Below are 25,309 nucleotides of genomic sequence, written 5' to 3' on the forward strand. Positions count from 1 at the left end.
GATCTAAAGAAGAATTAGTGGAATTTATAAAGGAAGCTAATCTTATAAATTTAGTTTTTAATAAAAAACAAAATGATGAATTTGAAAAAGCTTACAATATATATCTTATAGGTGAATTGAGTATACAAAACTGTTATTCTTATTTAACCAATAATATAGATACTAATTCTGTGTATATTCAAATTAATATATTAAAAACTTTATCGAAACTAGGAAATAAAGTTTATTTTATAAAAGCATTAAAAGAGATTATAGGCTCTCATAGTTTAATACATGAAAAAGTACTTATAGATGTCCTATATACATTTTATAAAAAAGATAAAAGTTTAAATATTGAATTAAAAAAAGAACTTGATAATGGAAATATTGAATTAATTAAAGTGATAATAACTCACTTTATAAATACAAGATATGATGAGCCTCAATATAGTATATACCACTTATTAAAAAATAAAGAAACAGATAAAGAAGTTAAGATAGCTTGTATAAAATACTTCTCAAAAATAGATTTTTATAAGTGTAAAGATATTTTAATTGAACTGCTTCAAGATGAAAACTGGGAGATAAGGGCAATAAGCGCCAATGCACTTAAACAATATAGATACAAAGATGTAATAATAGCATTACAAGAATCGGTTAAAGATGAGGTATGGTATGTAAGACAAAATTCAGCAAATAGTTTGTACAGTTTAGTTAATGAAAAAGATGATTTGAAATCAATAATAAATGGTAATGATAGATATGCATCAGATTCCATAATGAGTGTCTTTTCTGAAGAGAATATTAATGAGTACTCGATAGATATAAAAGAGGAATGCGTGGTGAATATGATATGATTTTAGATACGATAATTTTTATAATGGACAATATAGCATTAGTATATATGAGTATTTTATGTGCTATATTCTTTGTATTCATTATATCTGCAGCAATAGAGTTTAGCAAAACAATAAAAGAAAAAAGTATAAGTGAGGTATTTGGTTTTGATAATACAATAGACTATACTCCTGTATCATTATTAGTGCCATCTTATAATGAAGAAGTTACAATATGCGATACAATTGATTCTCTATTATGTAGTGAATACAGTGAATATGAGATTATTGTAATAAGTGATGGATCAGATGATAACTCAGTAAATGTAATAATAGATAAGTATAACTTGAAAAAAATATACAAGCCTATGAGAAAGAGTATAGAAACGAAAGAAGTGCTAAATGTATATAAAGGTATATATAAAGACAGGGCAATAACATTAATAGATAAAGAAAATGGAGGGAAGGCAGATGCTTTAAATGTTGGAATTAATTATTCTAAATACCCAATATTTGTTGCAATAGATGCAGATTCCATTTTAGAAAAGCAATCCATAAAAAGAATAATAACACCATTTATGAAGAATAGAAAAACAGTGGCAGTAGGCGGTAATATAAAAATATCAAATAATATAACTATTAAAGATGGATTAGTAATTGATATAGATACGCCTAAAAAATTAATAGTTTCGTTTCAAGTTATTGAATATTTAAGAGCGTTTTTAGCAAATAGAATGACTTGGGACATATTAAATATGAATCTAATAATATCAGGTGCATTTGGAGCTTTTAACAAAAAGATAGTAGTTGATATAGGTGGATACAAAAGCAATACTGTTGGAGAAGATATGGAATTAGTTATGAGGATTCATAAGTATTTTTTAGAAAACAAAGAAGAGTACTATATATCATTTGCATCAGATGCAAACTGCTATACTCAAGCGCCAGATAGCTTAAAGGGGCTTAAAACACAAAGAAGAAGATGGCAGATTGGATTAATTCAAAGTATGTCAACTCATAAGAGTATGCTTATAAATAGAAAATGGTTTTTAGCGAAGTTATATTATATATTATTTGAAATGGTTACACCTATAATAGAGCTATTTGGTATGATTATAATAATTTTATCATACTTGTTAAATATAATAAATTTAGAATTTTTATTACTATATTGTTCTATAGTACTCTTATATGGATTTGTAATATCACTGACATCTATAATGCTAGAAGTATATGCATTTAGGGAAAATATAAATGCTAAGGTAGTTTTAAAATTAATATTGATATCTCTATTTGAATCAATTGGATATAGACAGTTATTAAGCATATATAGAATATCTGCATTTATAGGATATAAGAAATATAAAAATAAATGGGGAACTATAAAACGAAATAAGAATGCAGCTTAAAATATAATATAAATAATAAAGATGTGTTTATATAATTAAAAGTTATATATGCACATTTTTTGTTTGATTAATAATTAAAAAGTATTTTATATAATGAAGAAATGTTAAAAGTTGGTTAAACATATTAGTGTATCATATATAAAAAAAATTATATATTAGTTATATCAACATATTTAGTAAGTAAATGTCGGAAATTGTTAAAATTTAATAATTATACAAAATATGTTGTATATTATGGCTAATTATTATATACTTAAAAAGAAATAAATGCAAAAAAGACAATAAATATGATATACTATAATGTTAAAGTTATAAAATATATCTATATTTCGACTTTAAACATCAAAAAAGAAAAAAATTCATTAGAGGTGCAAAATGATACAAATTGAAAAACTAAGAAAAGTTTATGACAATGGTCACGAGGCTTTAAAAAGTATTAATCTAGAAATGAACGAGGGAGAGTTAGTATGTTTACTAGGTCCAAGTGGATGTGGTAAAACAACAATACTAAATCTTTTAGCAGGGTTATTAGATCCTACAAGTGGAGATATAAAATTTGATAATGAGTCTGTAATAGATAAACATCCTAAAGATAGAAATATAGGATTAGTATTCCAAAATTATGCTTTATATCCTCATATGACAGTATTAGAAAATGTTATGTTCCCGTTAACAGTAGGAAAGAAGAAAATGCCTAAAGCTGAAGCTATGGAAATTGCTAAAAAATATATGAAAATTACTAGTATAGAAGAATTAGCAGATAAAAAACCAGGAAATATGTCTGGTGGACAGCAACAAAGGGTTGCAATAACTAGAGCTTTAGTTCAAAATCCTAAAATATTATTACTAGACGAACCTCTAAGTAACTTAGATGCAAGACTTAGATTAAAAATAAGAGAAGAAATAAGAAGATTAGTTAAAGAGATAGGAATAACAACTATATTTGTAACTCATGACCAAGAAGAAGCTTTATCAATAAGTGATAGAATAGTTCTTATGAATGAAGGTATAGTTCAACAGTTTGATATACCACAAAATTTATATTTAGAACCAGCAAACTTATTTGTTGCAAAATTCATGGGGAATCCAATCATAAACATATTTGAATTTGAAAAAGAAGGAAATATGTTAAAAGGAGAAAACTTCTCTATAGATTTAAATCTATTAAATAAAGACAGATTTAAAGCTGAATTAACAGAAGGTAAATACATAGTTGGTATAAGACCGGAATACTTCGTAACAAGTGAAAAACCTTTATTCGAAGCTAAAATAGAAACAGTTGAATTAATAGGAAAAGATTGTATAGTAAACTTCAATGTAAACGGAGTACATGCAAAATCTATCACTGATGTAAATCAAAATATCAGAGAAAATGATGAAGTAGGATTTGATATAGATTACAACGGAATTTATTTATTCCAAGAGAATGGAGTTAGAGTGTATTAATGAAAAAGTTAAAATATAGAGCGGAGAATTCACCACAAGCATGGTTATTTCTTTTACCAGCTTTAATAATAATAGGAATATTTAATGTTTTACCATTAATTAAAACATTTATAATGTCTATGCAAAAAGGTACATTAAATAATTTGGAGTTTAATGGATTTAGAAACTTCTCAGTAGTATTACAAGATCCTAAATTCCACGATGCAATAGGAAATACGGCCTTATTCTCATTTGTAGTAGTGCCTATAGGCCTTATAATATCGATGTTTATAGCAATAACTATATTTGAAAAAATTAAACATAAAAGTTTATTTGAGACAATATTCTTTATACCATATTTAACAAGTGTAATAGCGATAGGTATAGTATTCAGATTTTTATTCAATGGAGAATATGGTTTTATAAACTACTTATTAGGTCTTATAAATGTGGGACCAATAAACTTCTTAGATGATCCGAGTATGAGTATGACGACTTTAATTATATTTGGTATTTGGTCAGGTCTTGCTTTTAATATAATTATATTACTTTCAGGACTTAGAACTGTGGATGAAAATTATTATAAAGTAGCAGACATGTTTGGAGCTTCAAAGTTTGAACAATTTATAAAAATAACTCTACCACAAATGATACCAACAATAACATTTTTATTAATGGTGAACTTTATTAATGCCTTCAAAGTATATGCACAAGTATTCTCTATATTTAATGGGAAAGCAGGAATAGCAAACAGTGCAACTACAGGAGTATTTTATATTTTCAACAAATTCTATGTTGAATACCGCTATGGTCAAGGTATGGCTGCAGCAGTAATATTATTTGCATTAATATTATTATTTACCTTAATTCAAAACTATGTTTTAAAAAGAATATCTAAGTAGGTGAAAAAATGAAAAAGGTTAATTTATTTATATCAAAAACATTTATAGGCATAATGGCCTTAATAACACTGTTTCCTTTTATATATATGATATTATCAAGTTTAATGTCATTCCAAGAGGTAACAAGTATACCACCAACACTTATACCAAAAGAGTTTAAGTGGGAAAACTTTAAATTGGCAATGGAGCAGGCACCTTTTGTTAGATATTTCTTTAATACTATAATAGTTGCTGGATTATCAACAGTAGGAACATTAATAACTTCAGTATTAGCCAGCTTTGCGTTAGTTAAATTAGAGTTTAAATATAAAGACTTATTAGTAATGGGAATGGCAGCACTTCTAATGGTACCATATGAAGTAACTGTATTTACTAACTATCAAACAATAGCAAATATGGGATTATTAGATACTTATACAGCCTTAATACTTCCATCATTAGCAAGTATATTCTATATATTCTATTTAAAAAATTATCTTACATCTATACCTCTTTCATACTACAAAGCGGCAAAAGTTGATGGATGTGGAGATTTAGAATTTATAAGAAGAATATTAATACCTCTTGCTAAACCGTCATTATTTACAATGGGTATATTAAGTTTCATAAACGGATGGAACTCATTCTTATGGCCTATACTTGTGACGAATAGTAAAGAAATGAGATTATTAAGTAATGGACTTAGTGCTTTTGCTACAGAAAGTGGTACAAATGTACACTTACAAATGGCCGCTTCAACAATAGCTATAGTGCCTATATTAATTTTATACTTAATATTTAGAAAACAAATTATAAGAGGAGTTGTAAAGAGTGGCATTAAAGGATAAAAAGACAAAAATAACATTCCACAATGGGATATTAACTATTGGGGGAACAATTATAGAAATAGCATATGAAGATAGTCATATATTCTTCGATTTTGGTAGTGAGTATAATCCATCAGATCCAAAACAACCAAAAGATTTACAAGATTTATTAGATATGAATCTTGTTCCATACTTAGATAATATGTTTGATCCAAGTATACCTTTAAAGGGATATGAATCTAAAGAAGATAAATTTAAAAATACAGCAGTATTTTTATCACATGTTCATTTAGATCACTCAAAAATAGTTAACTATTTAAATCCTGCAGTACCTCTATATATGTTAGAAGGAACAAAATCTTTATTAAATACTTTAAACATAAATAATGATTTTTTATTCCCACTTCATAACGGAGGAGAGTCTAATGTTAGAGACATAAATGGTGTCAAAGAAAATGAAATAATTAAAGTTGGAGATATAAAAGTAAAAGTAATGCCAGTTGACCATGATGCATATGGTGCAAGTGGATTATTAATAGAAACTCCAGATTTAGTTATATCTTATACAGGGGATATAAGACTTCATGGATATAGAAAAGATGCAACTTTAAACTTCTGTAAAGAAAGTGAAAATTGTGATGTTTTATTAATAGAAGGTGTTACAGTTTCTTTCCAAGAGTTAAATGAAGATGCACGTGTGCCAGCAGATGATAATGAGATGGCATTAATAGAAAAAATAAATAATATTGTAAAAGAAAATCCTAATAAACAAATAACATTTAACTACTATATATCTAATATAGAAAGAATATTGAATATAATAAAAACTAATCCAAGAACTGTAGTATTAGATGCATATTATTCTTATGTATTAAAACACGCAACAGGATATCAATCACACTATTATCAATTAGATGATAAAGATTATGGACTAGATAAAGATTTCGAAGTAGAGTTTGAAACACTTCTACAAGATGAAAGTAGCTATTTCTGGCAATTAGATACACTTGCCATTGAACAATTTGATAGATTAAAAGAGGGTGGAATTTATGTTCATTCAAATGCAACACCACTTGGAGATTTTGATCCAGCGTATGTACCATTTATAAAAAGATTCGAAGATAACAATATCGAATTTAAATTAGCGTCATGTACTGGACATGCTCATCCATTTGATTTGATTGAAATAATAGACTTAATTAAGCCTAAACTATTAGTTCCAATTCACTCATATCATCCAGAAAGACTTTACAATAAGTCTGGCGATGTACTATTACCAGAAAAGAAACAAACTATATAATTTTGGAGGATTTAATAATGAAATTCAAGAAATTTGCATCATTAGCATTAGCAGCAGTCCTGACGACTGGACTAATGACTGGATGTGGCAACAGTAAAGATGCTTCATCTGAAGAGATTGTAACAGAAATTAAAGAGCCAGTTGAAATAACATTCTGGCATGCAATGAACGGAGATTTAGAAAAAACTCTACAAAAACTAACTGACAAGTTCATGGAAGAAAATAAAAACATAACAGTAACTTTACAAAATCAATCAAGTTACCCAGAGTTACAACAAAAAATAACTGCAACAACTGCAAGTCCAAAGGACTTACCAACATTAACTCAAGCATATCCTCACTGGATGATAAATGCAATGCAAGATGATTTACTTGTTGACTTAAAACCTTACATAGAAAATGAAACTATAGGTGATAAAAATTATGAAGATATATTAGAAGGATTCAGAACAGCTAGTGAAATAGATGGTAAAATATATGGAATGCCTTTCAATAAATCAACAGAAGTTATATGGTATAATAAAACATTATTTGAAGAATTAGGATTAAAAGTTCCGACTACTTTTGAAGAATTTGCAGAAGTATCAAAAACTATAACTGAGAAAAAAGGTATAGTTGGTGCTGGATTTGACTCATTAAACAACTTCTACACTACTTACTTAAAAAATAAAGGTGTAGATTTCAATAAAGATACAGATGTAACTGGTAAAGAATCAGTTGAAGCTGCTAACTACTACTTAGAGGGAATAAAAGAAGGTTACTTCAGAATAGCTGGTACAGATATGTACTTATCAGGACCATTTGCTAATGAAACACTTGGTATGTATGTAGGATCAAATGCTGGTGAATCATTTGTTAAGCAAGGTGTAGGTGATAAGTTTGAAGTAGGTGTTGCTGCTTATCCAGCTGAATCAGCTATGCAACAAGGAACTGATTTATATGTATTCAATAATGCTTCAGCTGAACAAAAAACAGCTGCATTTGAATACTTAAAGTTCTTATCTGCAACAGAAAACCAAATAACTTGGGGAATTGAAACTGGATATATACCAGCTACTAAGAGTGCTATAGAATCAGATGAATACAAAAACTCAGGAAGTTTAGTAGCATCTGTATTAAAAGAAGCAACATCTAAAAACTTATTCATAAACGAAGTTGCTGCAGGTGTTGATAGTGCTTACAATGAATCAAAAGTTGTAATGGAAGATATATTATCAGATGTTAAATCAGATGTTAAATCTAAATTAGAAGCATATAAAAATACTTTAACAGGAATATACGAATAAGTATTTTTAAGTTAGATGTAATTTTACAAGGGGATGTCTTAAATTTTAAGACATCTTCTTTATTTTATATAGTTGGAATTTATAATTTATTTAGTTTATATATAAATTGCAAATTCCAGCTACTTAAAGTATAGCGGAACAAGTTGTGGAGATATAATCAAAGCGAATTTTTTATAAAAAGGAGAAAAATATGAAACTAGTTATTTATCAAACAAGTGATTTACATGGATATGTATATCCTACAAACTATGTAAAAGAACAACCTTTAGGAATTTTAAAAATAGGAAGCTTTATAAAAAAGGATGAGTTAAATTATGATAAATCTTTAAAAATAGATTGTGGAGATTTAGTACAAGGTTCAGCAATGACACACTATTTATCAAAACATGATATGAAGACTAATCCAATTATTGAAGGGCTAGAAAATATAAACTATGATGCTTATGTATTAGGGAATCATGAGTTTAACTATGGTTTAGATTATCTTAATAAATCATATTCACCTATAAGTAATAAAGTAATAAATGCAAATATAGAAGGATTACAATTTGAAACAAAGCCTTATAAAATATTTGACTTAGATGGATTTAAAGTTGGATGCATAGGATTTACAACATCATTTATTCCTAACTGGGAGCAAGAATGTAATATAAAAGGATTAAAATTTAATAATCCTGTGGAAATGTACGCAAAATATGAAAAAGAGTTAAAAAATCAATGTGATTTTATAATAGTTTGTTATCATGGTGGATTTGAAAAAAGTTTAGAGGATAATACTACTCCAACAGAAGCTTTAACAAAGGAAAATCAAGGAAGTGAACTTTTAGAAAAGTTTGATTCAATAGATATGGTTTTAAGTGGACATCAGCATAGATCATTTATAACTAAAATAAATGGAGTGCTTTGTTCTCAACCATTAAATAATGGTCAAAACTTTACAAAGATAGTACTAGATACAGAAACTAAAGAAGTAGAATATGAACTAGTAGAAGTTAAAGATTTAGATGTGAAAATCGATGAAAACTTACAAAGTATATTTGAAAATGTGGAAAGTAAACTACAAGTTTATTTAGATCAAGAAATAGGCGAATTTGAAAAAGATATATTAGTGGAAGATTTATTTGAAGCAAGACTTAAAGGTCATCCATTTGTAAACTTCTTACATGAAGTTCATCTTGATGCTGGACAAGCTGATTTCTCTGCCCTATCTATGTTTGATAGTACAATAGGATTCAAAAAGGTTGTATCTATTAGAGATGTATTAGTAAATTATCCTTATCCAAATACTTTAAAAGTACTAAAAGTAAAAGGTGAAAAAATAAAAGAAGCAATGGAAAAAAGTGCAACTTACTTTGTTGTAGAAAATGATGAAGTAGGAGTAAATATTTCTTTCTTAGAGCCTAAAGTTCAACACTATAACTATGATACTTTTGGTGGAATGACTTATGAAGTAGATTTAAATAGAGAATTTGGTGATAGAATAGTTTCTATGAAAAAAGATAATGTGGACATTGATTTAGAAAAATACTATACAGTAGTAATGAATAATTATCGTGCTACAAATACGGCGATATATCCAAGCTATGAAGGTGCAGAAACTGTAGGAGAAATTAATTTAGACATAAGTGAAGTTATAATAAATTATATTCAAAATAAGAAAAAAGTTAATGTTATAGATGAAAGTAACTATAAAATTAAATATTAGAAACAAAATAAAAGAGCAACTACTTTAGCTATAGAGAGCTATCTAAAGTAGTTGCTCTTTTGATTTAATAGTAATTTTTATTTTTTATAATAAGTTTCACCACTTCAAGAAATAATATCTTTATGAGAGGTGAAAAACATGATACATATTAAAGAATTGAAAAAAGTTTATGATAATGGATATGAAGCATTAAAAAGTATAAATCTTGAAATAAATGAGGGTGAATTAGTTTGTTTATTGGGTCCTAGTGGATGTGGAAAAACTACAATACTAAATTTATTATCAGGATTATTAGATCCTACTAGTGGTGATATTAGATTTAATAATGAATCAGTTATAAATAAGCACCCTAAAGACCGTAATATAGGTTTGGTATTTCAAAATTATGCCTTATATCCTCACATGACAGTTTTGGAAAATGTCATGTTTCCCTTAACAGTGGGAAAGAAAAAAAAGTCAAAAGAAGAAGCCATGAAAATAGCTCAGGAATACATGAAAATAACTAGTATAGAAGAATTGGCCAATAAAAAGCCAGGAGAAATGTCTGGAGGTCAACAACAGCGTGTTGCCATTACAAGAGCCTTAGTTCAAAGTCCTAAGATTTTACTTCTTGATGAGCCTTTAAGTAACCTAGATGCTAGACTTAGACTAAAAATCAGAGAAGAAATTAGACGATTAGTAAAGGAAATAGGAATTACTACTATTTTTGTAACTCATGATCAAGAGGAGGCTTTATCTATAAGCGATAGAATCGTATTGATGAACCAAGGTGTAGTCCAACAATTTGATATACCTCAGAATCTATATTTAGAGCCAGCAAATTTATTTGTGGCAAAATTTATGGGGAATCCAATTATAAATATTTTTGAGATGAATAAAGAAGGGAATGTTTTAGTTGGAGAGGATTTTTCTATTGATACTAATTTACTTAAGAAAGATAGAATAAAACAAGAATTTACTGAAGAAAAATATGTAGTAGGTATACGAGCAGAATATTTTATGTTAAGTAAAAATCCACTATTTAAAACAAAAGTAGAATCTGTAGAGTTAATAGGAAAAGACTGCATTTTAAATTTTAAGATTAATAACAAAAATTCAAAATCAATTACAGACATTTGTGAGCATGTGAAAGAAGGAGATGAAGTTGGATTTGATATAGACTATGACAGTATTTATATATTTCAAGAAGATGGAAAGAGGGTTTACTAATGAAAAAGATGAAGTATAGTGCTGAGAATGCACCACAAGCATGGTTATATTTATTGCCAGCTTTAATTATAATAGTCATATTTCACGTGTATCCACTGATTAAGACTTTTATTATTTCTTTTGAAAAGGGAACTTTAAATAATTTAGTCTTCAATGGTATAAAAAATTATCAAGTTGTATTAGCAGACCCCAAATTTCATAAGGCAATAATTAATACTACACTATACTCATTTATTGTTGTACCAGTTGGTGTAATTATCGCCATGGCAATAGCTCTTACAATAATTGAAAAAATTAAATACAAAGATATTTTTGAAACCATATTCTTTATACCTTACTTAACAAGTATTATAGCTGTAGGTATAGTATTTAGGTTCTTATTAAACAAAGATTATGGTTTTGTGAACTATATATTAGGCTTTATAAATGTAGGGCCAATTAACTTTCTAGATGATCCTAAAATGAGCATGTTAACACTAATTATTTTTGGTATTTGGCAAGGTTTGGCATTCAACATAATAATACTTCTTTCTGGACTAAGAAATGTTGATAAAAATTACTATAAAGTTGCTGATATGTTTGGAGCTACTAAGTCAGAACAGTTTTTTAGAATAACACTACCTCAGATGATACCTATACTTACATTTTTATTAATGGTTAACTTTATAAATGCATTTAAGGTATATTCTCAGGTATTTGCCATATTCAATGGAAAAGCAGGTATAGCAGATAGTGCTACTACAGCAGTATTTTATATTTTTAATAAATTCTATGTGGAATATCGTTATGGTCAAGGAATGGCTGCAGCAGTTATATTATTCTTGCTTATATTGCTATTTACCTTAATACAAAATTATGTAATGAAAAAATTATCTAAGTAGGTGAGAATATGAAACAATTTAATTCGGCGTTAGCAAAAGTATTTATTTTTATAATGGCTGTAATAACATTATTTCCATTTGTATATATGATTTTATCGAGCTTAATGACTTTTCAAGAGGCCACTAGTATACCACCAACGCTTATTCCAAAGTCTCTTAATTGGCAAAACTTCTCAGAAGCAATGAAGCAAGCTCCTTTTGTTAGATACTTCTTCAATACAATTTTTGTGTCAGGATTATCGACACTAGGAACTTTAGTGACTTCTGTTTTAGCGGCCTTTGCCTTAGTTAAATTAGAGTTTAGATTTAAAAATATATTATCAGCAGTAATGGTTACTTTATTAATGATTCCTTATGAAGTTACAGTATTTACTAATTATCAGACTATAGCACAAATGGGACTATTAGACACTTATACAGCTTTAATAGTACCATCTCTTGCAAGTGTATTTTATATATTCTACTTAAGAGGATATATATCTAGTATTCCAATATCTTATTATAAGGCAGCAAAAGTAGATGGATGTGGTGATTTGGAATTTATCACAAGAATACTAGTTCCATTAATAAAACCATCATTATTTACTATGGGAATACTAAGTTTTATAGGTGGATGGAATTCATTTTTATGGCCAATATTAGTTACTAATAGCAAAGAGATGAGACTACTTAGTAATGGACTTAGTGCATTTGCAACAGAAAGTGGAACCAACGTGCAACTACAAATGGCAGCATCAACAATAGCCATCGTACCAATACTAATCATATATTTAATATTTAGAAAAGAAATAATTAAAGGAGTTGCTAGCAGTGGTATTAAAGGATAAAAAAACAAAAATAACATTTCACAATGGAATATTAACTATTGGTGGAACTATTATAGAAATAGTATATGAAGACAGTCATATATTTTTTGATTTTGGGAGTGAATACAATCCAAGTGCTGAGTTTCAGCCATCAAACTTGCAAGAACTATTAGATGAAAAGTTAGTTCCATATATAGACAATATATTTGACCCAGAAATTTTATTAAAAGGATATGAATCAAGAGAAGAAAAGTTTAAAAATACAGCAGTATTTTTATCTCATATGCATCTAGATCATTCAAAAATTATTAATTATTTAAATCCTGAGATACCTTTATATACATTAGAAGGAACAAAATCTTTGCTCAATACTTTAAATATAAATAATGATTTTTTATTTCCTTTTGATAAAAAGAAAGACAATAACACTCGTCATATGATAGGAGTAAAAGAAAATGAAGAAATAGAAGTAGGCAAAATTAAAGTAAAAGTAATGCCTGTGGATCATGATGCATATGGTGCTTGTGGACTATTAATAAAGACACCAGATTTAGTAATTTCTTATACAGGAGATATAAGGTTACATGGATATAGAGAAAAAGATACACTTCAGTTTTGTAAAGAAAGTGAAAACTGTGATGTGCTTTTAATTGAAGGAGTTACAGTTTCATTTAAAGATTTTGAAGATGAAGATGATGAAATATGTAATGAAAATGAATTAATAAAAAGAATAAATGAAGTAGTAAATAGCAACACTAATAAACAGATAACTTTTAATTATTATATTTCAAATATAGAAAGAATCTTAAATATAATAAAAACAAATTCAAGAAAGGTTGTTTTGGATGCATATTATTCATATGTGCTAAAAGAAGCTAGTGGATATGAATCTTATTACTACAAACTAGATGATAAGGACTATGGATTAAATCCTAAATACGAAATTAAATTTGAAGATCTTTTAGAAGACGAGAGTAAATATATGTGGCAATTAGATATACTTGCTCTTAATCAATTTGATAAGTTAAAACAGAATGGAGTATATATCCACTCTAATGCAACACCATTAGGACCTTTTGACCCTAGTTATGAACCGTTTGTTGAAAGATTCAAAGAAAAAAATATTGAATTTGTAATAGCATCATGTAGTGGACATGCTCATCCTAAGGATTTGATAAAGATAATAAACTTAATTAAACCTAAGTTATTAGTACCAATCCACTCATATAAACCAGAGAAGCTTTATAATGAGCATGGAGAAAGATTATTACCTAAGAAAAAACAGACTATTTAAAGGAGGCACAAGGGTAATGAAATTTAAAACTTTAGTATCAATAGCACTATCAGTAATATTACTAGTAGGATGTTCAAATAAAAAACAAACTGAGCAAACTACTGAAGAAATAGTTACAGAACTAAAAAATCCTGTAGAAATAACTTTTTGGCATGCTATGAATGGAGAACAAGAAACAGCTTTAAAAAAATTAGTTGATAAATTTACAAAAGAAAATTCTAATATTACAGTAACTCTACAAAATCAATCTAGCTATCCAGACTTGCAACAAAAAATAACTGCAACAACTGCAAGTCCAAAAGATTTGCCAACTATTACACAAGCTTATCCAGACTGGCTTTTAAATGCTATGGATGAAAATTTAGTAGTAGATTTAAAACCATATATAGAAAATAAAACACTTAAATTTGATAATTATGATGATATATTAGAAGGGTTTAGACAAGCATCTACAATAGATGGTAAAATCTATGGAATGCCATTTAATAAATCAACAGAAGTTTTATGGTATAACAAAACTTTATTAGATAAGCATAACATAGCAGTTCCAACAACATATGAGGAATTTGCTAAAGCTTCTAAAGAAGTGAAAGAAAAAGCAAATATTGTTGGTGGTGGATTTGATTCATTAAGTAACTACTATACAACTTATTTAAAAAATGAAGATGTAACATTTGATTCTAAATTAGATCCGACTAGTGAAGCATCTAAAAAAGCTGTAAATTACTATCTAGATGGTGTAAAGGATGGATATTTTAGAATTGCAGGAACAGATAAATATTTATCAGGTCCTTTTGGAAATGAAACTATAGCTTTATATGTAGGTTCAAATGCAGGTGAAGCTTTTGTTAAACAAGGTGTTGGGGATAAATTTGAGATAGGTGCTGCACCATATCCAGCAAAATATGTTATGCAACAAGGTACAGACTTATTTGTATTTTCTAGTGCTACAGCAGAACAAAAAACAGCAGCATATAAACTTCTACAATTCTTAACAACAAAAGAAAATCAAATAGAGTGGGCAAAAGCAACTGGATATATACCTGTTAGAAAAAGTGCTATAGAATCAGATGAATATAAAAATTCAGGAACATTAATAGCACCTATATTAGCAGATGCAACTAAGAATTTATTTACAAACCCAGTTGTAAAAGGTATGGATAGTGCATTCCGTGAATCTAATACAGTACTAGAGTCAATATTAGCAAATACTAATGTGGATATTAAAACAAAATTAGAAGAATTTAAATCAACTTTAATGGGAATTTGGGAATAGAATATGAGACTTGTTATTTATCAAACTAGTGATTTACATGGGTATGTATACCCTACAAATTACGTAAAAGAACAGCCTCTTGGAATTTTAAAAATAGGAAGCTATATAAAAGAAGATGAAGTAAACTATGATGCATCTTTAAAAATAGATTGTGGTGACTTAGTTCAAGGCTCTGCTCTTACTCATTATTTATATAAACATGCTGTAAAGAAAAATCCTATTATTGAAGGAATGGAAAATATAAAATATGATATTTATGTATTAGGTAACCATGAATTTAACTATGGTTTAGATTATTTAAATAAATCATATGCACCTGTAAGTGATAAAGTTATAAATGCAAATATAGAAGGTTTAGCATTTGAAACAAAACCATATAAAATATTTGATTACAATGGATTTAAAGTTGGATGCATGGGGCTAACAACTGGTTTTATACCTAATTGGGAGCAAGAGTGCAATATAAAAGATTTAACGTTTAATGATCCAGTAGAAGCATATGGAAAATATGAGCAAGAGCTAAAAGCAAATTGTGATTTCATAATAGTTTGTTATCATGGTGGATTTGAAAAAAGTATAGAAGATAATATGACACCAACAGAGGCACTAACAAAAGAAAATCAAGGAAGTGAACTTCTAGAGAAGTTTGATTCCATAGATATGATTTTAAGTGGACATCAACATCGATCATTTATAACAAAAATAAATAATGTAATTTGCTCACAGCCTTTAAATAATGGACAAAACTTCACAAAGATAGTAATAGATACTGAAAGTAAAAAAATAGAATATAAATTGGTTGAAGTTAAGGATTTAAAAATAGAAATAGATAAAAATCTTTTAAATATATTTGAGGAAGAAGAAGGTAAATTGCAAGTTTATCTAGATCAAGAAATAGGTGAATTTGACAAGGATATATTAGTAGATGATTTATTTGAAATAAGACTTAAAGGTCATCCATTTATAAACTTTTTGCACCAAGTTCAACTTGAGAAATCAGGAGCTGATTTCTCGGAACTATCTATATTTGATAGTACAATTGGATTTAAAAAAATTGTATCAATTAGAGATGTGTTAATTAATTATCCTTATCCAAATACTTTAAAGGTTCTTAAAGTAAAGGGAAAAAAAATCAAAGAGGCTATGGAAAAGAGTGCTACTTATTTTGTAGTTGAAAATGGAGAAGTAAAAGTAAATGTTTCATTTTTAAAACCTAAAGTACAACATTATAATTACGATACTTTTGGTGGAATGACCTATGAGATAGATTTAAATAGAGAATTTGGAAATAGAGTTGTGTCTATAAAAAAAGATAATGTAGATATTGATTTAGAGAAATACTACACTATAGTAATGAATAATTATCGTGCTACAAACACAGCAATATATCCAAGTTATGAAGGTGCAGAAGTTGTAAAAGAAATTAACTTAGATATAAGTGAAGTGATAATTGATTATATACAAACTAAGAAAAAAGTTAATGTGATAGAGAAAAGTAACTACAAAATAAAATATTAATATAATTTGTAAAAAAGGTCATAACTTTAGATTATGTCCTTTTTTGTTGATAAATTTTTGAATAAGATAATTTTTAATCAATATTTTATGATTTAAAATATAATTAGAATATATAAAGATATATGTAAATTACACAATGCTATAATTAAACTAATGCATAACAATGGGATTATATTATAAAAGGAGATTAAAAATGAAAGAAGTATCACTAAGAAGTTGTGATAGTTATGAATATGAAGAAGTAAAAATACAAGTGGAAAAATTGCTACATGATTTGGGAGGAATTGAAAAATACATAAAGAAAAATAGCACTGTGTTTATAAAGTTGAACCTTGTCGCTAAAAAATTGCCCAAGGAAATGGCAACTACTCACCCTATGATTTTAAAAGTAATAGCAGAGCAACTTTTAGAGTTAGGATGTAAAGTAATAGTTGGAGATAGCCCTGGAGGGCCTTATACAAAAGCATCTCTAAAAGGTGTGTACAAAACTTGTGGAATAGAAAAATTATGTGAAGAACTTAGTATGGAACTAAACTATGATATATCAGAGGTGAAAGTGGAAAATCCAAAGGGTAAGATACTGAAATATATGACAGTGATAAAACCCATTGTGGAAGTAGATCATGTTATAAATATTTGCAAATTAAAAACACATGCAATGGCAACTTTTACAGGAGGGGTTAAAAATTTATTTGGGGTAATTCCTGGGGTAAAAAAAGCTGAATATCATTTTAAAATGCCAGAAGTTAAGGACTTTACAGAAGCCTTAGTTGATATATGTGATTTTGTATCACCAACTCTTACTATAATGGATGGTGTAGTGGGGATGGAAGGAGAAGGACCAACGGCAGGAGTACCTAGAAAAATAGGTATATTATTAGCATCTTCTAGCCCCTATGCTATAGATGTTGTTGCCTGTAAACTTATAAATTTAGAACCAATTAAAGTTCCTACAGTACAGAGATGTGTTGAAAGAAGTTTAATTCAAAAAGACTTTTCTGATATTTGCGTGCTAGGAGAAAAAGTTGAAGATAAAGTAATTAAAGATTTTAAAATACCTTCAAATAAAAGTATTAGTTTCCTAAGAGGGAAAGTGCCTAGAAGTTTAGAAATTTTTATAAATAAAAAACTAGCAGGTAAACCAGTAATAAATTATAGAAAATGCGTAAACTGTGGAGTTTGTAGTAGGGTTTGTCCTCCTAAGGTTATAGATATGAAGGAAAATGGTCCTAATATAAATTTAGATAATTGCATAAGATGTTTTTGTTGTCATGAATTATGTCCTAAAAAAGCTGTAGATTTAAAGAGGCCCCTTATTTTTAAATTTTTATAAAATACTAATTATTAAACAGAGAGAGATTCAATATAGAAGTAAGCAATTTTAAAAATTATATTAATTCTATAATTGAAATTCGGCACATGTAGTCAAAAATATACAAAAATAGAAAAAAATATTGAAAAAAAATTGAAAACGTTTTATAATGTATTTATAATTGAAAACGTGTAACTATTAAATTAGGCATGAGTTCTTGAGTATTATTTTATTCTAAGGATTCATGCCTTTTTGTATTGATAAGGAGATCCTTGTATCAATAAGGAGGAAATATTGTGTTAAGTTTTTTTAAGAAAAATAAAAATTATAAAATTTGTGCAGCTGTAAGTGGAAAAAGTATTAATATTGAGAAAGTTAATGATGCTACATTTTCACAAAAACTAATGGGAGATGGAGTAGCAATTATTCCTAATAGCAATATTGTAGTAGCTCCTTGCAATGGTAAAATAACAGTACTTCCAGAATCAAAGCATGCATTTGGGATTGTATCGGATGATGGAGTTGAGATATTGGTCCATATAGGTATAGATACAGTTAGTTTAAATGGAGATGGATTTAAAAATGAAGTGTCTCAAGGAAGTATTGTGAAGCAAGGAGACCCAATAATAAGTTTTGATAGAGAAAAAATAATTTCTAAAGGAATAGATAGTACAACTATGATGATTGTATTAAACCATAGTGAATTTTCAAATATAAATTGTATCGCAGAGGGTGAAGTAATCGCAGGACAAGACACTGTTATTGAAGTTTTGAAATAACTTAGGGAGGAATGAGTTTAATATGATAGCAGTAAAGATCTTTAACAATAATGCATTATCAACAGTAACTCATGATGGAAAAGATGCTATTTTAATCGGATTAGGGATAGGTTTTAATAAACGTCCAGGTGATAAAGTTAGTGAAGAAAAGATAGAAAAAATTTACTATGTTCAAGATGATATGCAGACAAAATTTTTAGAGATGTTGAAGAATGTTGATTCAGATGTTATGGAGGCATCAGAAAAAATTGTAGGTCTTATTCCAGGGAGTGAAGGTAAGTTTAGCAATAAAGGTATATTATCTTTAATTGAGCATATTAGCTTTGCAATTGAGAGAACAAAGAATGGCATATTTTTACCTAACTTAATGCTTTCTGACATAAAGATGATGTACTCAAAAGAATTTGAATTAGGATTAAAAGCTTTAGACATTATACAGGAAATATGTCATATCCGCTTGCCTGGAGATGAAGCAGGTTATATTGCTCTACATTTTGTTAATATGCAATCAAACGATAATTTAGCATATGATACTTTAAAATTTGTAAAAGGTAGTATTGATCTAATAAAAGAGTGTTATGGAATAGAATTAGATGAATCAAATTTAACTACATTACGTTTTATGACTCATTTAAAGTTTCTGGCACAAAGAATTTTCAAAAAAGAAGCTTTACAAGATGATAAGATGATAGAAATGTATGATTATTTGATAGGAAATAATTATAAAAATGAAGAGTATTTACAAAAACTAGATAAATATATTGAAAAAGAATTTAAATATAAATTAGATAAAAGTGAAAAAGTCTATTTATTATTACATTTAACAAAAATTTTATAAGAATAAAATGGATTGTGACTGGTAATGCAGGCAAGACCCAGAAAAATGACATATATGTGTATATGTATTTTTTGGGTCTTTTTTTTATCAGATACACAAATCCAATAATATAAAAATTATATTTAATTTTAGGAGGAGGTATAGTAGTGAAAGAAAAGATATTTGGAGGATTAGAGGTATTCGCAAAAACAATGGTTCAACCATTAATGTACTTATCAAGTGCAGGTATATTAATGGTAATAGGGGTATTACTTACAAATGATATGATAACTGGTATGATTCCATTTTTACAATGGGAACCAATACAAATATTTGGAAAATTAATATATAACTGTGTGATGGTTATTATTAATAATCTTGCAGTTATTTTTGCCATTGGTATTCCTGCTGCAATAGCGAAAAAAGAGAAGCATAAAGCAGCATTAATAGGATTCATGAGTTATATAATGTATCTTACAGCGTCAAATACTATGTTAACATCACTAGATCAGCTTGCTACAGGAAGTGACATGTTAGGATTAACTGGAACTGGACAAGCTAGTATTTTAGGTATTCAAATTGTTGATACAAGTGTATTTGGTGGAATTATTTTAGGATGTATAACTGGATATGTATTTAACCGCACAAGCGAAAAGCGTTTTAAAGGAGCGTTACAAATATATTCTGGAGCGAACTTTAGCTTTATATGTATGTTCTTTGTTTCTATTATATTTGGAGTTGTGAGCAACTTGGTATGGCCATTAGCTCAACAAGGAATAGCATCTATTGCAAATGTAATAAAAAATACAGGTACATTTGGTTTATTCTTATATGGATTCTTAGAGAGAATATTAGTACCAACAGGTCTTCACCACTTAATTTATACACCATTCCAATTTTCTGACTTAGGTGGAGTACTTCAAGTTGGTACAGATACTGTTGCAGGAGCTTATGCAATAGTTATGACAGAAATAGGTTTACCAGTAGAGCGTTTTTCAGATAGTATTTACTACATGGCCACTGGATTTACAAAAATGTTTGGTTATATTGGTATAGGAATGGCCTTTATACATACTGCATATAAGCATAATAAGAAAAAAGTTAAAGCTACGGTTATTCCATTGGTAGTTACAGCTATACTAGCATCAGTAACAGAACCTTTAGATTTTATGTTTGCATTTGTTGCACCGTTATTATTTGTTGTGCATGCAGCAATAGCAGGTCTTTTCATAGCTTTATTAAAAATATTTGATGTCACAGCATTTTGTGGAGGAAATTTATTAGCATCACTTATAATGAATGTCACAGTAGGTGTAGAAAAAACACATTGGCCAGTGATGATTATATTAGGTATTGTTCAAATACTTGTATACTTTGTAGTATTTAGTTTCTTAATTAAGAAATTTAATCTTAAAACGCCAGGTCGTGAAGATGAAGAAACTAGCAAAGATAAAGAGCCAGCAAAAACAATTAATTTTGATACAGATATTGTAAATATAATAGAGGGTCTAGGTGGAAAAGAAAATATTAACACAGTGGAAAATTGTATAACGAGATTACGTGTTAATGTTAAAGATGAAAATAAAATCAATGAAGATATGATTAATTTAACACCTAATAGTGGAATTGTTAGAAAAGGGAAAGATATACAAATAATTTTTGGACTTCATGTTCCAGATGTAAGACGTGCAGTGGAAAGTTATTTAGAAGCGTGCTAGATATAAATATTAAACTATAGATAAATATTATATAGGAGGAATAAAATTATGATTATTACAGTTGTTGGTGGGGGGAGTACATTTACTCCAGGTATTGTTAAGTCAATTGCACAAAGAGCGAAAGAGTTAGATCTTGATGAAATTAGATTATTTGATATTGATAAAGAGCGCCAAGATAAGGTAGCTGTTGTTGTTGAGTGGATATTAAGAGAAGATGTTAAAACAGATGTTAAGTTAACTGTAACTAATGATGAAAAAGAAGCTTATACAGATGCAACATTTATATTTGCTCAAATGCGTGTAGGAAAATATGAAATGCGTGAGCAAGATGAAAAAATACCATTAAAATATGGTTGTGTAGGTCAAGAAACTTGTGGTTGTGGAGGAATGGCATACGGATTACGTACAATAAATCCAATGATAAAAGTTATTGATGATGTAGAAAAGTATGCTAAGAAAGATCATTGGATACTAAACTATTCTAATCCTGCAGCTATAGTTTCAGAGGCGTGTCGTAAGTTAAGACCAAATGCAAGAATTATAAATATATGTGACATGCCAATAGCTATTATAGATATGATAGCTGAATCTTTAAATATTAAAGATGTTAATAATATACGTTATGATTACTTTGGTTTAAATCACTTTGGTTGGTTTACATCAATAGATTATAAAGGTAGAGATTTATTAGCAGAAATCAAAGAATATATAAAAGAAAATAAAATACTATTACCACAATCTTATATTGAAAGAATAAAGAAAGCTCAAAGCGTAGGAAATCGTCATGCTGTAAGTAGCTGGAATCACGTATGGTCATCAGTTCATACAATGTTAGAAAGTTTCCCAGAGTATTTACCAAATACTTATTTAACATACTATCTTTTAAGTAAAGAAACTGTTGAACATGCAAATCCAGAGCGTACTCGTGCAAATGAAGTTATGGAAAGTCGTGAAAAAGATTTATTTGAAGGTGTAAATAAATACTTAGAAACTGGAGAAATTGATGAAAAAACATTCTACGCTGGATCACATGGAGATTGGATAAGTGATTTAGCAGTAGCTATTAAAAATGATACACATGCTCGTTTCTTAGTTATAACTGAAAACCGTGGAGCTATTCCAAATATGCCATACGATGCAATGGTTGAAGTTCCAGCATACATAGGAAAAAATGGACCAGAAGTTATAGCAATGGATCCAATTCCTCTATTCCAACAAGGATTAATGATGCAACAAGTTAACAGTGAAAAATTAATTGTAGAAGCTTGCATAGAAAATAGCTATGAAAAAGCACTACAAGCATTCACATTAAATAAAACTGTTCCAAGTATGAATGTTGCTAAACAAATATTAGATGATATGATAGAAGTTAATAAAGGATATTGGCCAGAATTAAGATAAGATTGTTTTGATTTATTTGTTATAAAATAAGTCGTTATGAAAGTAGTTACCATAAAAAATGTGGTAACTACTTTTTTATATAAGAAAATAATATTTTGATGCAGAAAACCTCATGGATAATGCCATGTTCACAAAGGCTGGTATATTGACATTAAATCAAGTAAACACTTACAAAGGAAGTAGAAATTTTAAATATAGAAAGGGATATTATTTGGTCCAACAAGTGGTATGAGTATAAAGATGTAAACATGGTAGTTTTAGTGCAAGAAACTTAGACAAAAGTTTAAGACAAATGTTGTATACATATTTTACTACTATAGACAAAACTTTTTTAGTATTATTATCTTATAAAACAAAATAGGAGGTAATGATGAATTATAAACTTAAAATAGAACTAATAAAATTACAAATGATACAAAAAGGATACTCAATAAGCCGTTTATCAAAAGAAAGCCAAATATCTAAATCAACTATATCAAGATTACTAAACCAAATGGGTAGTAGCAGAGCGGAAACTATTTATAAAATAGCCCAGGCTCTAGATTTAGAAGTAAAATACTTATTATTATAAATTAAGGGGAGGGAGATTATGTATTCACAATTAATAAATGATATAAGAAGTATTCAAGATTTAGAAATAGTAATAAACTACTATTATCCTAATCAATTAAAAAATAAAACTATGAAATGTCCCTTCCACAATGATAGTACACCTAGTTTTAAAATTGTAGATAAGGGTCAGGGAGCTTTTTATAAGTGTTTTGGCTGTGAAGAGAGTGGAGACATAATTGAATTTATAAAAAAGGTAGAAGGTATAGGATTTATACCTGCTTTAGAAAAAGCATATTTGATATTAAACAAACAGTTAAATTTACCAAAGAGTAATTTTAATAAAATTAATACTGTAAATAAAGCAAATTTAAATCAATATTACGAAGAAAAAATAAAAGAATCTTTAGAAAATCATGACTTAGATTCAGCATTTAGACATGAATGTAAAAAAGATAGAGAGAATAAACAAAGCTACTATATTAAATTTCCATATACAGATGATAAGAACAAACCTCTAAGGATATGGGAGAATTTAAATGAGATACTAGAAATAAATAATATAAGTGTAATGTACAATGAAATTGCTAAGGACATTGAAATTACTGGAGTAGAAGGTAGTACACTTGAAAGTCAGTTAATTTCCATACACTCACTATCTAACAAGTATGGATTTCCACTTAATTTAAATATGATAAATAATTTTATAAATAAAATAGCCAATAACAATCCTACTAATCCTGTTACAAACTTTTTAGAATACTGCTATGAAACCTATGATAATGATGATAAATATATTCAAATGTTATGTAATGCTATTATTACAAATAGTTCTTTTGATGAAGATTTGAAAAAAATCTTAATCAGAAAGTGGTTACTAAATACAGCCTCTATAGCATTTAATGATGGGAAAGGTAATACAGAAGGTGTATTAACCATGCAGGGCAAGCAGGGAATAGGAAAGACCAGATTAATAAGAAAGATAGTACCTATGTATGTGAAGACAGGATTGGAGCTAGACCCTAGTGATAAAGATAAAGTTTATCAATGTATAAAATACTGGGTATGTGAGTTAGGAGAACTAGATTCAACATTTAAGAGGAATTTGGCAAAATTAAAAGCTTTTATCACAGAGCAGACAGATGAATTTAGAAAACCTTATGGATTAGTACCTATTAAATATCCGCGTAAGACATCATTTTATGCAACTGTTAATAATGAAGAATTTTTAAAGGACGAGAGTGGGAATCGAAGGTATTGGGTAATTCCTGTGGAGAAAATAGATTTTGAGCTTGTTGATAAGATTGATATATATCAGCTTTGGGGAGAGGTTATGCATATCAGAGAGAAGGGAGTAGAGACTATTTATCTCAATCAAAGTGAAATGAATATGTTAAATAGAAGTAATAATAATTTTAAAGTTATGGGTCAATTAGAGATTGAAATTGATAAGTTGTTTGTTTGGGAAGCTGGAAAAGGTATGTGGAAATGGATGTCTTCAAAAGATATAATTAATAAACTGTATATAAAATCAACAAAGGGGCTAAGGGCAACTTTAGAAAGTTATGGAGCAATATATCAAAAGAAAGGCAATAAGCGAGGATATATTATGCCGCCAGAAAACCTGATGCTTGAATAGTGTACGAGTACATCAAATGATGTACTTTTTTCGTGTAAGAAGATTATAGGTGTTTTGAAGTTGGAAAAATACATCATATAAACACCATAGGTACAGGAAAAATCAACTTGATGTACCGTAGTAAATATGTGTAATACCAAGGAGTTCGGAGTATTAGTACACCAAGTATATCATAAATTAATAAAACTAATGTAACTGTTGTATTTTATTGAATATATATACTTTTGCAAAGTTGGTGTACATGCTGTACTGGTGTATATTATAAAATAAAGATATGATCTAGATAAATATTTAATAAGAAAAAGAGGGATTTGAAGTACTTATTCATTGTCTAAAGTGTAACTTATGCATAAAAAGCCATACCTTATGAAGAATTATTGATATTTTCTTTTAAAGATATATAATGAAAAATATAGCACTAATAAACTAAAAAAATTTATACATTAGGATAAAAATATTAAT

The 25,309-nt window shown here is 28.1% G+C and carries 21 protein-coding genes; all 21 read left to right on the forward strand.

Translation table 11 applies throughout. The features are described 5' to 3' along the window. Positions 1-836, forward strand: an 836-nt coding sequence (locus tag NSA58_RS03035; protein ID WP_257560062.1) for a HEAT repeat domain-containing protein, incomplete at its 5' end; no start/stop codon positions are given. Then, entirely contained in the window at positions 833-2,224 is a 1,392-nt protein-coding gene (locus tag NSA58_RS03040; protein ID WP_079764772.1) for a glycosyltransferase family 2 protein, read from the forward strand. The genes NSA58_RS03035 and NSA58_RS03040, both read left to right, overlap by 4 nt. 375 nt (positions 2,225-2,599) lie before the next feature. Next, positions 2,600-3,670 (forward strand): ABC transporter ATP-binding protein, encoded by a 1,071-nt coding sequence (locus NSA58_RS03045; protein ID WP_074079959.1) that lies wholly within the window; start codon positions 2,600-2,602, stop codon positions 3,668-3,670. Continuing rightward, positions 3,670-4,551: a carbohydrate ABC transporter permease gene (locus NSA58_RS03050; RefSeq protein WP_039679574.1), complete on the forward strand. Its 882-nt coding sequence runs from the start codon at positions 3,670-3,672 to the stop codon at positions 4,549-4,551. Before NSA58_RS03045 ends, NSA58_RS03050 begins: the two co-directional genes overlap by 1 nt. Positions 4,552-4,559: 8 nt before the next feature. Beyond that, positions 4,560-5,378 carry a carbohydrate ABC transporter permease gene (locus NSA58_RS03055; protein WP_074079960.1) on the forward strand — a complete coding sequence of 273 codons (819 nt, stop codon included), beginning with the start codon at positions 4,560-4,562 and terminating at the stop codon, positions 5,376-5,378. Next, on the forward strand, positions 5,362-6,657 hold the full coding sequence (locus NSA58_RS03060; RefSeq protein WP_074079961.1) for an MBL fold metallo-hydrolase: 1,296 nt from the start codon (positions 5,362-5,364) through the stop codon (positions 6,655-6,657). The genes NSA58_RS03055 and NSA58_RS03060 overlap by 17 nt, the downstream gene beginning before the upstream one ends. Before the next feature lie 17 nt (positions 6,658-6,674). Beyond that, a complete protein-coding gene (locus NSA58_RS03065) occupies positions 6,675-7,943 on the forward strand; it encodes an ABC transporter substrate-binding protein (RefSeq protein ID WP_039679577.1) in 1,269 nt (422 codons plus the stop codon). 190 nt (positions 7,944-8,133) lie between these two features. Further along, positions 8,134-9,648: a bifunctional metallophosphatase/5'-nucleotidase gene (locus tag NSA58_RS03070; RefSeq protein WP_039679578.1), complete on the forward strand. Its 1,515-nt coding sequence runs from the start codon at positions 8,134-8,136 to the stop codon at positions 9,646-9,648. Between the two features lie 138 nt (positions 9,649-9,786). Further along, the gene (locus NSA58_RS03075) at positions 9,787-10,857 is read left to right on the forward strand and encodes an ABC transporter ATP-binding protein (protein ID WP_039679579.1); all 1,071 of its coding nucleotides are present in this window, start codon (positions 9,787-9,789) and stop codon (positions 10,855-10,857) included. Further along, complete coding sequence (locus NSA58_RS03080) at positions 10,857-11,738, forward strand: carbohydrate ABC transporter permease (RefSeq protein WP_039679580.1); 882 nt, start codon at positions 10,857-10,859, stop codon at positions 11,736-11,738. Before NSA58_RS03075 ends, NSA58_RS03080 begins: the two co-directional genes overlap by 1 nt. Positions 11,739-11,746: 8 nt before the next feature. Further along, the gene (locus NSA58_RS03085; RefSeq protein ID WP_039679581.1) at positions 11,747-12,565 is read left to right on the forward strand and encodes a carbohydrate ABC transporter permease; all 819 of its coding nucleotides are present in this window, start codon (positions 11,747-11,749) and stop codon (positions 12,563-12,565) included. Beyond that, a complete protein-coding gene (locus tag NSA58_RS03090) occupies positions 12,549-13,838 on the forward strand; it encodes an MBL fold metallo-hydrolase (protein ID WP_039679582.1) in 1,290 nt (429 codons plus the stop codon). The genes NSA58_RS03085 and NSA58_RS03090 overlap by 17 nt, the downstream gene beginning before the upstream one ends. Positions 13,839-13,854: 16 nt before the next feature. Next, the gene (locus tag NSA58_RS03095) at positions 13,855-15,114 is read left to right on the forward strand and encodes an ABC transporter substrate-binding protein (protein WP_039679583.1); all 1,260 of its coding nucleotides are present in this window, start codon (positions 13,855-13,857) and stop codon (positions 15,112-15,114) included. Positions 15,115-15,117: 3 nt separating this feature from the next. Continuing rightward, on the forward strand, positions 15,118-16,632 hold the full coding sequence (locus NSA58_RS03100) for a bifunctional metallophosphatase/5'-nucleotidase (RefSeq protein ID WP_257560063.1): 1,515 nt from the start codon (positions 15,118-15,120) through the stop codon (positions 16,630-16,632). 193 nt (positions 16,633-16,825) lie between these two features. Then, positions 16,826-17,965, forward strand: a complete 1,140-nt coding sequence (locus NSA58_RS03105) for a DUF362 domain-containing protein (protein ID WP_039679585.1) — start codon at positions 16,826-16,828, stop codon at positions 17,963-17,965. A 275-nt stretch (positions 17,966-18,240) separates the two neighbouring features. Continuing rightward, entirely contained in the window at positions 18,241-18,723 is a 483-nt protein-coding gene (locus tag NSA58_RS03110) for a PTS sugar transporter subunit IIA (RefSeq protein WP_039679586.1), read from the forward strand. A 22-nt stretch (positions 18,724-18,745) separates the two neighbouring features. Continuing rightward, positions 18,746-19,561 (forward strand): PRD domain-containing protein, encoded by an 816-nt coding sequence (locus NSA58_RS03115; RefSeq protein WP_039679587.1) that lies wholly within the window; start codon positions 18,746-18,748, stop codon positions 19,559-19,561. A gap of 146 nt (positions 19,562-19,707) precedes the next feature. Next, complete coding sequence (locus tag NSA58_RS03120; protein ID WP_039678076.1) at positions 19,708-21,258, forward strand: PTS transporter subunit EIIC; 1,551 nt, start codon at positions 19,708-19,710, stop codon at positions 21,256-21,258. 48 nt (positions 21,259-21,306) lie between these two features. After that, the gene (locus NSA58_RS03125; protein ID WP_039678074.1) at positions 21,307-22,659 is read left to right on the forward strand and encodes a 6-phospho-alpha-glucosidase; all 1,353 of its coding nucleotides are present in this window, start codon (positions 21,307-21,309) and stop codon (positions 22,657-22,659) included. Positions 22,660-23,029: 370 nt separating this feature from the next. Continuing rightward, a complete protein-coding gene (locus NSA58_RS03130) occupies positions 23,030-23,230 on the forward strand; it encodes a helix-turn-helix domain-containing protein (protein ID WP_039678073.1) in 201 nt (66 codons plus the stop codon). An 18-nt stretch (positions 23,231-23,248) separates the two neighbouring features. Then, positions 23,249-24,847: a VapE domain-containing protein gene (locus NSA58_RS03135; RefSeq protein WP_039678072.1), complete on the forward strand. Its 1,599-nt coding sequence runs from the start codon at positions 23,249-23,251 to the stop codon at positions 24,845-24,847. The last annotated feature ends 462 nt before the right edge of the window (positions 24,848-25,309 follow it).

Source organism: Terrisporobacter muris (assembly GCF_024621905.1).
GTDB lineage: Bacteria > Bacillota > Clostridia > Peptostreptococcales > Peptostreptococcaceae > Terrisporobacter > Terrisporobacter muris.